The organism is Streptomyces sp. (genome assembly GCF_035645055.1).
In the GTDB taxonomy this organism is placed as follows: Bacteria; Actinomycetota; Actinomycetes; order Streptomycetales; family Streptomycetaceae; genus Streptomyces.
Window position 1 is genome coordinate 1 of sequence record NZ_DASQNH010000048.1, and the last position, 8,070, is coordinate 8,070.

Here is an 8,070-nt window from a genome sequence, read left to right on the forward strand (position 1 = left end):
GCCCTCGTCTACGCGCGTCGCGGTGAGCTCGTGGAAGGGCAGCGGTGGGCCGATCTCGCCGTGACGCTCGGGCCCGGAGAGGTGGCCGAGCGGGCGGCGCGGTTGCGGGACGCGCTGCGGGAGGAACTGTCGGCGTGACGCTCCGCTGCGGGGTGGGGGTACGAGGGCTTTCCTCGCCCCCGCCGCCCTTACCCTCTCCCATCCCCAGGGGCTCCGCCCCTCCCGGCCCCACCGGGAGCTGCGCCCCCTGCACCCCGACGGGGGCTGCGCCCCCTGCACCCCGAACACCGAGGGCTCTGCTCCTGGGGTCAGCCGGAGGCTGAGGCCCCTGCACCCCGGAGGGTGCGACCCATGGGCCCCGCAGAGGCTTCGCCCCCTGGTCCCACCGGAGGTACCGCCCGCTAGCCGCACCGGAGGCCCCGCCCCTGGCCCCACCGGGGGCACCGCCCCGTAGCCGCACCGGAGGCTTCGCCCTCTGCCCTCCTATGCGATTTGCATCCGTGGATGGGTTGACGTAATGTTGCATTCATCGACGCGGGGTGGAGCAGCTCGGTAGCTCGCTGGGCTCATAACCCAGAGGTCGCAGGTTCAAATCCTGTCCCCGCTACTGAAGGCCGAGGGCCGGAATCCGTAAGGGTTCCGGCCCTCGGCTTTTGTCGTGCGTGGATGCGGTAGGGAACAAGTCAGCCCCGGCGCGGGATGTGCCGGGGCTTTCGTGCGCGCGGGGCGCGGCTACGCCGACGTGCAGTTCGGGCAGATGCCGCGGTAGGTCACCTCTACGTCCGACACCGTGAAGCCGAAGCGCTCCGAGTCGGGCAGGTCGGCCAGCGGGTTGCCGGTGGGGTGGACGTCGCGGATGGAGCCGCACTGGGCGCAGACCAGGTGGTGGTGCGGCCGGTGCGCGTTCGGGTCGTACCGCTTGGCCCGCTTGTCCGTGGTGACCTCGATGACCTCGCCGAGGGACACCAGCTCGCCGAGGGTGTTGTAGACGGTCGCCCGGGAGATCTCGGGCAGCTTCGTGACGGCCCGGGCGTGGACCTCGTCGGCCGTGAGGTGCACGTGTTCGCCGTCGAGGACCTCGGCCACGACACGCCGCTGCGCGGTCATCCGCCATCCGCGTCCGCGCAGCCGATCAAGAAGGTCGCTCATGGCACCAGCCTAACAGCAAGGGACCCAGGTCCCGAATGGGTGTGAAGTTGGAGCCCCACCGAAGTTGGAGCCACACTTGACTTAGACAATGTCCATTGTAGGATCGAGATCGGCGTTGGCCAAGGGACAGGTAAGACAGGAAGGCGCGGACGTGACTCAGGGACCGCTCACCACGGAGGCCGGTGCTCCGGTAGCCGACAATCAGAACAGCGAGACCGCCGGTATCGGTGGCCCGGTGCTCGTCCAGGACCAGCTCCTGCTGGAGAAGCTGGCCCACTTCAACCGCGAGCGCATCCCGGAGCGTGTCGTGCACGCCCGCGGTGCCGGCGCCTACGGCACCTTCACGGTGACCGCGGATGTCACCCCGTACACGCGTGCCAAGTTCCTCTCCGAGGCCGGCAAGCAGACCGAGGTGTTCCTGCGGTTCTCCACGGTGGCCGGCAACCTCGGCGCCGCGGACGCCGTCCGCGACCCGCGCGGCTTCGCGGTGAAGTTCTACACCGAGGAGGGCAACTACGACCTCGTCGGCAACAACACCCCGGTGTTCTTCATCCGGGACGCGATCAAGTTCCCGGACTTCATCCACACGCAGAAGCGCGACCCGTACACCGGCTCCACCGAGGCCGACAACGTGTGGGACTTCTGGAGCCTGAGCCCCGAGAGCACGCACCAGGTGACCTGGCTGTTCGGGGACCGGGGCATCCCCGCCTCGTATCGCCACATGGACGGCTTCGGCTCGCACACCTTCCAGTGGAACAACGAGGCCGGCGAGGTCTTCTGGGTCAAGTACCACTTCAAGACCGACCAGGGGATCAGGAACCTCACCCAGGAGGAGGCCAACCGGCTCGCCGGTGAGGACCCCGACTCCCACCAGCGCGACCTGCGCGAGGCCATCGAGCGCGGCGAGTTCCCGAGCTGGACCGTGGGCGTGCAGATCATGCCGGCGGCGGACGCGGCGACGTACCGCTTCAACCCGTTCGACCTCACGAAGGTGTGGCCGCACGCGGACTACCCGGTCATCGAGATCGGCAAGCTGGAGCTGAACCGCAACCCGCGGAACGTCTTCGCCGAGGTGGAGCAGTCGATCTTCTCTCCGGCGCACTTCGTGCCGGGTATCGGCCCCTCCCCGGACAAGATGCTCCAGGGCCGGCTGTTCGCCTATGGCGACGCGCACCGCTACCGCGTCGGCATCAACGCCGACCACCTGCCGGTGAACCGCCCGCACGCGACCGTCGCCCACACCAACTCCCGCGACGGCTTCCTCTACGACGGCCGGCACGGCGGTGCCAAGAACTACGAGCCGAACAGCTTCGGGGGTCCGCAGCAGACGGGCCGGGCGCTGTGGCAGCCGATCGACGGGTTCACCGGCGGCACCGGCAACCACCCGGCCCCGCTGCACGCCGAGGACGACGACTTCGTCCAGGCCGGCAACCTCTACCGGCTGATGAGCGCGGACGAGCAGGACCGGCTCATCGGCAACCTGGCCGGTTTCCTCGCGAAGGTCTCGCGCCAGGAGATCGTCGAGCGCGCGATCGGCAACTTCCGCAACGCGGACGCCGACTTCGGCAAGCGGCTGGAGGCCGCGGTCCAGGCCCTGCGCGGCTGAACGACCCCACCAGCACTGGATCGCTTGCCGTAGGCGGCGGGCCGGGTCCCCTCGGGGCCCGGCCCGCCGTGCGTTCCTACGCCGATACGGCCGGCGCGGTGGCCACCTGCAGTCTCGCCGGGGCCCAGCAGCGGATGATGTCGCGGACCGAGACGATGCCGGCCGGCTCGTCCCGGTCGAGGACGATCAGATGCCGGAAACCGCCGTGCGCCATGGCGCGGGCCGCCTCCTCCAGGGTCCAGGTCGGGGTGGCGAAGACGACGTCGGTGGTGGTGTGGGCGTGCGCGCACTCCGTGTCCGGGTCCTGGCCGAGGGCCACGGAGTTGAGGATGTCGCGCTCGGTCAGGATGCCGATCCCGCCGGCGTCCGGGTCGTGCACCACGGCGGCGCCGATCCGGCGGGCGGACATGAGGGCCGCGGCCTGGCGGAGTGTGTGAGTGGGGCCGATGACGAGGACCATCTTGCTCATGGCGTCACGGACGAGCATGGGCTGGAGCCACCTCCTCATGAAGCCCTGACGAGCCCCGGGATGGGGATTGTTCAGGGCTTCACAAATTCACAAGTGGGGGGACTCTCAGAGTGGCAGGCAAAGAGAGGGTCAACAAGGGGGCGCGTGAAGCTCAGTGGCGCTGATTCAGGTACCCCAGCAACTCGTCGTGGAGCAGACCGTTCGACGCCGCCGCGTTGCCGCTGTGCGGGCCCGGACGCCCGTCCAGGCCGGTGAAGGTACCGCCCGCCTCGGTGACGATGATGGCGGTCGCCGCCATGTCCCACAGTGACAGCTCGGGCTCCGCGCACAGGTCCACCGAGCCCTCGGCCACCATCATGTACGGCCAGAAGTCGCCGTACGCGCGCGTGCGCCACACCTCGCGGGTCAGGTCCAGGAACCCGTTCAGCCGGCCCTGCTCCTCCCAGCCGGAGAGCGAGGAGTAGGCGAACGAGGCGTCCGCGAGCTTCGCGACCTTGGAGACGTGCAGCCGGGTCGCCTTCTGCAGGCTGCGCCCGGTGAACGCGCCGTGGCCCTTCGCCGCCCACCAGCGGCGGCCGAGCGCGGGCGCGGAGACCACGCCGACGACGGGCCGGTAGCCGCCCTCTCCCGCTTCCATCAGGGCGATCAGCGTCGCCCAGACGGGCACGCCGCGGACGTAGTTCTTGGTGCCGTCGATGGGGTCGATCACCCAGCGGCGCGGGCCGGTGCCCTCGACGCCGTACTCCTCGCCGAGGATCGCGTCCCGGGGCCGGGCGCGCTGGAGCTGGCCGCGGATGAGCTCCTCGGCGGCCCGGTCCGCTTCGCTGACCGGGGTCATGTCCGGCTTCGTCTCCACCTTGAGGTCGAGGGCCTTGAAGCGGTCCATGGTGGCGGCGTCCGCGGCGTCCGCGAGGACATGGGCGAGACGGAGGTCGTCGAGGTAGTCCGGCATGTGAGGAACGGTATCCGGCGCGCACGGCACGAGGCCACACGGGGCGGGCCGGCGCTTCGCCCCGGCCTGCCCCGCCCCGCGGCGCGCGCCGCCGCTCGTGCGCCCTTTGTGCCTGCGGGGGCCCTTGACAGTGGTTGGGGGCGCGTCAAATCTGGGCGCAGAGCCGTCGGCCGGCGAGGGAGGCGATGATGCCTGCAGCGCGGGAGTCCCTGCTCGACGCCGCGTACACGGCGCTGGCGCGCCGGCCGTGGTCGGCGGTGCGGATGGTGGACGTGGCCGCGGCGGCCGGGGTGTCCCGGCAGACGCTGTACAACGAGTTCGGCAGCAAGGAGGGGCTCGCCCGGGCCCTGGTGCGGCGGGAGGCGGACGCCTATCTGGCCGGGATCGACCGGGCGCTCACCGCGCCGGCGGACTCCCGGGAGCGGCTGACCGCCACCGCCGAGTGGATCGCGACGGCGGCCGGGGAGAACGCGCTGGTCCGCGCCCTGATCACCGGCTGCTGGAGTGAGCGGCTGCCCGCGCCCGCCCTCACCGCCGTACCGTCCACCACCGCCGTGCCCGCGCAGCGCCGCGCGGACGGCCCGCTGCCGTCGCCCGGCGACTTCGTGGCCCTGGTCCGCGATCGTGCCGTCGCCGCGCTCGCCGGGCCGGGCGGCGGCACGGCGGAGGCGGCCGAGCTGACCCGCTGCTGCGAGCTGGTGGTCCGGCTGGCTCTGTCCTGTGTGGCCGCCCCGCCGGGTGAGGGCGGGGTCGCCGACCTGGTGCGCGGCGTCCTGCGCCGGCAGCCTGCCTGAGGGGAGTTCAGTGCGCCGAGCCGGACAGCTGGAGTCCGATCACCCCGATGATCACCAGGCTGATCGAAATGATCTTCAGGGTGGAGACGATGTCGCCGAGGAAGACCATGCCGTAGATCGCGGTTCCGGCCGCCCCGATCCCGGTCCACACCGCGTACGCCGGGCCCACGTCCAGCTTCTTCAGGGACATGGTCAGCAGGCCGAAGCTGCCGAGGGCGAAGACGGCGAACGCGATGGTCGGCCACAGGCGGGTGAAGCCGTGCGAGAGCTTGAGGCAGACGGCGAAACCGGTTTCCAGAAACCCGGCCACGATGACCAGCAGCCACGCCATGTGCTGTCCTCCCGTACGTCCCCGTGGATCCCCGTCGCGCACTGTGACCGCTTTGTCCGGCTTTGCTTTGGTCGACCTTGCTTCCGGCTCGGTGCGATTATGCCCTTACCGAACCCACCGCCGGGCAAAACAACGCGGAGGTCAGTCGCCTTCCCGCGGCTCCCGCGTGGAGAGCAGCCGGCGCAGCGAGTAGAGCCGGGCGGGGTCGGCGTGACCCTCGGTCACCCACGCGTCCAGCGCGCAGTCGGGCTCGTCGTGGCTGCACGCTCGGGGACATCCCTCGGTGCCGGGCACCAGGTCGGGGAAGGCGTTGATCACGCGGGACGGGTCGATGTGGGCGAGGCCGAACGACCGGACGCCGGGGGTGTCGACGACCCAGCTGTCCGTGCCCGCGAGGGGCAGGGCCAGGGCGGAGGTGGTGGTGTGCCGGCCGCGGCCCGTCACCGCGTTGACATGACCCGTCGTACGCCGCCGCTCCTCCGGCACCAGCGCGTTCACCAGGGTCGTCTTGCCGACACCGGAGTGCCCCACGAAGGCGGTGATCCTGCCGTCCAGAAGTTCGCGCACCCGGTCCGCCGCGTCTCCGCTCTGCAGCTCCTCGCGGCTGGTGACGACGTACGGGATGTCCAGGTCGCCGTACAGCTCCAGCAGCTTGTCCGGCGGGGCGAGGTCCGACTTCGTCATCACCAGCAGCGGGGTGAGCCCGCCGTCGTACGCCGCCACCAGACAGCGGTCGATCAGCCGCGGGCGCGGCTCGGGATCGGCGAGGGCGGTGACGATGGCGAGCTGGTCGGCGTTGGCGACGACCACCCGCTCGTACGGGTCGTCGTCGTCGGCCGTGCGGCGCAGCACCGAGGAGCGTTCCTCGATCCGGACGATCCGCGCGAGAGTGTCCTTCCTGCCGGAGAGATCGCCGACCAGGGCCACCCGGTCGCCGACCACGGCCGCCTTGCGGCCCAGTTCGCGGGCCTTCATCGCCAGGATCACGCGGTCCCCGACCAGGCAGGTCAGGCGGCCCCGGTCGACGGTGAGGACCATGCCCTCGGCGGCGTCCTCGTGCTTGGGCCGGATGTGGGTGCGCGGCCGGTTGCCCTTGCGGTTGGGGCGGCTGCGGATGTCGTCCTCGTCGGTGTGCTTGCCGTAGCGGCGCATGACTCTCCCCGCGTCCCTAGGCCCCGAGCATCCCGGTCCAGAGTTCGGGGAAGTCCGGCAGGGTCTTCGCCGTCGTCGCCACGTTCTCGATCCGTACTCCCTCGACCGCGAGGCCGAGGATCGCGCCGGCGGTCGCCATGCGGTGGTCCTCATAGGTGTGGAAGACGCCGCCGTGCAGCGGGCGCGGGCGGATGTGCAGGCCGTCGGCGGTCTCGGTGACGTCGCCGCCCAGCTCGTTGATCTCCTTGGTGAGGGCCGCCAGGCGGTCCGTCTCGTGCAGCCGCAGATGCGCCACGCCGCGCAGGGTGGACGGGGAGTCGGCGAGCGCGGCGACCGCCGCGATGCCCGGGGTCAGCTCGCCGACCTCGCCCAGGTCGACATCGATGCCATGGATCGCCCCAGAACCGGTGAACCGCAGGCCGTACTGGGTCAGCTCGCAGGAGCCGCCCATCTCGGTGAAGATCTCCCGCAGCCGGTCACCGGGCTGGGTGGTGCGGGCCGGCCAGTCGGGGATGACCACCGTGCCGCCCGTCACCAGCGCCGCCGCCAGGAACGGCTGGGCGTTGGACAGGTCCGGCTCGATCGTCAGATCACGGCCCAGGAGCGCGCCCGGCGTGACCCGCCAGACGTTCGGCTCGCCGCCCGACTCGGGGGTGTCCACCTGGGCACCGACGGCGCGCAGCATGTCGACGGTCATCCGGATGTGCGGCATCGACGGCAGCGTGGCCCCCACGTGCCGGACCTCGACGCCCTGGTTGAACCGCGGCCCCGACAGCAGCAGCGCGGAGACGAACTGCGAGGACGAGGAGGCGTCGATCTCGACCCGGCCCCCGTCCAGGGCGCCCCCGCCGTGCACGGTCAGCGGCAGCGCGCCCCGGCCGTCGTCGTCGATCCGGGCGCCCAGCACCCGCAGCGCGTCGACGACGCCGTTCAGGGGACGCTCGTACGACCGGGGGTCGCCGTCGAAGCGGACGGGCCCGTCGGCGAGCGCGGCGACCGGCGGCAGGAACCGCAGCACGGTGCCGGCCAGGCCGGCGTCGACCTCGGCAGGGCCGCGCAGCGCTCCGGGGATGACGACCCAGTCGTCGCCGTCCTCGTCGACCGCTGTGCCCAGGGCCCGAAGCCCCGCCGCCATGAGGTCGGTGTCGCGGGCGCGGAGCGGCCGGACCAGCCGGCTCGGGCCGTCGGCGAGCGCGGCGAGGACCAGCGCCCGGGCGGTCAGCGACTTCGACCCGGGCAGGGCCACGACGGCGTCCACCGGGGTGGCGCGGTGCGGCGTCGTCCAGACCGGGCTCATGCGTCCATCCTGCCCGGTCGGCGACACCGCACCGCGCGCACGCTCAGCCGCCGACCGGCTTGGCCTTCTTCGCCGGCACCGTGCGGACCAGGCGCCGGTTGGCGAACTCGAACATGGCCAGCTCGGAGAGCTCGCGGCCGTAGCCGGACCGCTTGATGCCACCGAAGGGCAGCTCGGGGGAGGAGCCGGTCGGCTGGTTGATCCACACCATGCCGGCCTCCAGCTGCTCGGCCACCGAGCGGGCCCGGTCGAGGTCGCTGCTCATGACGGTGGCGCCGAGGCCGAAGTCGCTGTCGTTGGCCAGCGCGACCGCCTCGTCG

General features: G+C 71.8%; 9 protein-coding genes, 1 tRNA gene and 1 pseudogene. 4 read left to right on the forward strand and 7 right to left on the reverse strand.

The annotated features are described in order from the left end of the window. Positions 1-138 (forward strand): annotated as a pseudogene (locus VE614_RS15940) (sel1 repeat family protein); the annotation flags it as partial. Between the two features lie 395 nt (positions 139-533). Continuing rightward, positions 534-607, forward strand: a tRNA-Met gene (locus VE614_RS15945). 125 nt (positions 608-732) lie between these two features. Here the strand turns inward: VE614_RS15945 and VE614_RS15950 are convergent. Continuing rightward, on the reverse strand, positions 733-1,149 hold the full coding sequence (locus VE614_RS15950; protein ID WP_086168811.1) for a Fur family transcriptional regulator: 417 nt from the start codon (positions 1,147-1,149) through the stop codon (positions 733-735). A 151-nt stretch (positions 1,150-1,300) separates the two neighbouring features. Between VE614_RS15950 and VE614_RS15955 the strand changes: the two genes are divergently transcribed. Next, complete coding sequence (locus VE614_RS15955; protein ID WP_324936950.1) at positions 1,301-2,755, forward strand: catalase; 1,455 nt, start codon at positions 1,301-1,303, stop codon at positions 2,753-2,755. A gap of 76 nt (positions 2,756-2,831) precedes the next feature. On the opposite strand, the gene VE614_RS15960 is transcribed toward VE614_RS15955, so the two are convergent. Next, positions 2,832-3,242 carry a cyclic nucleotide-binding/CBS domain-containing protein gene (locus tag VE614_RS15960; protein WP_324936951.1) on the reverse strand — a complete coding sequence of 137 codons (411 nt, stop codon included), beginning with the start codon at positions 3,240-3,242 and terminating at the stop codon, positions 2,832-2,834. 133 nt (positions 3,243-3,375) lie between these two features. Next, positions 3,376-4,176 carry a histidinol-phosphatase gene (hisN, locus tag VE614_RS15965; RefSeq protein ID WP_324936953.1) on the reverse strand — a complete coding sequence of 267 codons (801 nt, stop codon included), beginning with the start codon at positions 4,174-4,176 and terminating at the stop codon, positions 3,376-3,378. Between the two features lie 185 nt (positions 4,177-4,361). On the opposite strand from hisN, the gene VE614_RS15970 reads away from it, so the two are divergent. Beyond that, positions 4,362-4,970, forward strand: coding sequence for a helix-turn-helix domain-containing protein (locus VE614_RS15970; RefSeq protein ID WP_324936955.1), 609 nt, complete (start codon positions 4,362-4,364; stop codon positions 4,968-4,970). A 7-nt stretch (positions 4,971-4,977) separates the two neighbouring features. Here VE614_RS15970 and VE614_RS15975 read toward each other — a convergent pair whose 3' ends face one another. From VE614_RS15975 to VE614_RS15990, 4 genes are all read right to left on the reverse strand, one after another. Further along, complete coding sequence (locus tag VE614_RS15975) at positions 4,978-5,301, reverse strand: multidrug efflux SMR transporter (protein WP_324936957.1); 324 nt, start codon at positions 5,299-5,301, stop codon at positions 4,978-4,980. A 141-nt stretch (positions 5,302-5,442) separates the two neighbouring features. After that, entirely contained in the window at positions 5,443-6,453 is a 1,011-nt protein-coding gene (gene rsgA, locus VE614_RS15980) for a ribosome small subunit-dependent GTPase A (RefSeq protein WP_324936959.1), read from the reverse strand. A gap of 16 nt (positions 6,454-6,469) precedes the next feature. Then, positions 6,470-7,750, reverse strand: coding sequence for a 3-phosphoshikimate 1-carboxyvinyltransferase (aroA, locus tag VE614_RS15985; RefSeq protein WP_324936961.1), 1,281 nt, complete (start codon positions 7,748-7,750; stop codon positions 6,470-6,472). A gap of 43 nt (positions 7,751-7,793) precedes the next feature. Next, positions 7,794-8,070 (reverse strand): aldehyde dehydrogenase family protein (locus tag VE614_RS15990; protein ID WP_324936963.1); only part of this gene is annotated, 277 nt, incomplete at its 5' end.

Excerpts from the sequence above, each read along its gene's own strand:
- VE614_RS15950 (WP_086168811.1), bottom strand. The coding sequence starts at position 1,149 with ATGAGCGACCTTCTTGATCGGCTGCGCGGACGCGGATGGCGGATGACC.
- VE614_RS15960 (WP_324936951.1), bottom strand. The coding sequence starts at position 3,242 with ATGCTCGTCCGTGACGCCATGAGCAAGATGGTCCTCGTCATCGGCCCC.
- hisN (WP_324936953.1), bottom strand. The coding sequence starts at position 4,176 with ATGCCGGACTACCTCGACGACCTCCGTCTCGCCCATGTCCTCGCGGAC.
- VE614_RS15970 (WP_324936955.1), top strand. The coding sequence starts at position 4,362 with ATGATGCCTGCAGCGCGGGAGTCCCTGCTCGACGCCGCGTACACGGCG.
- VE614_RS15975 (WP_324936957.1), bottom strand. The coding sequence starts at position 5,301 with ATGGCGTGGCTGCTGGTCATCGTGGCCGGGTTTCTGGAAACCGGTTTC.
- rsgA (WP_324936959.1), bottom strand. The coding sequence starts at position 6,453 with ATGCGCCGCTACGGCAAGCACACCGACGAGGACGACATCCGCAGCCGC.
- aroA (WP_324936961.1), bottom strand. The coding sequence starts at position 7,750 with ATGAGCCCGGTCTGGACGACGCCGCACCGCGCCACCCCGGTGGACGCC.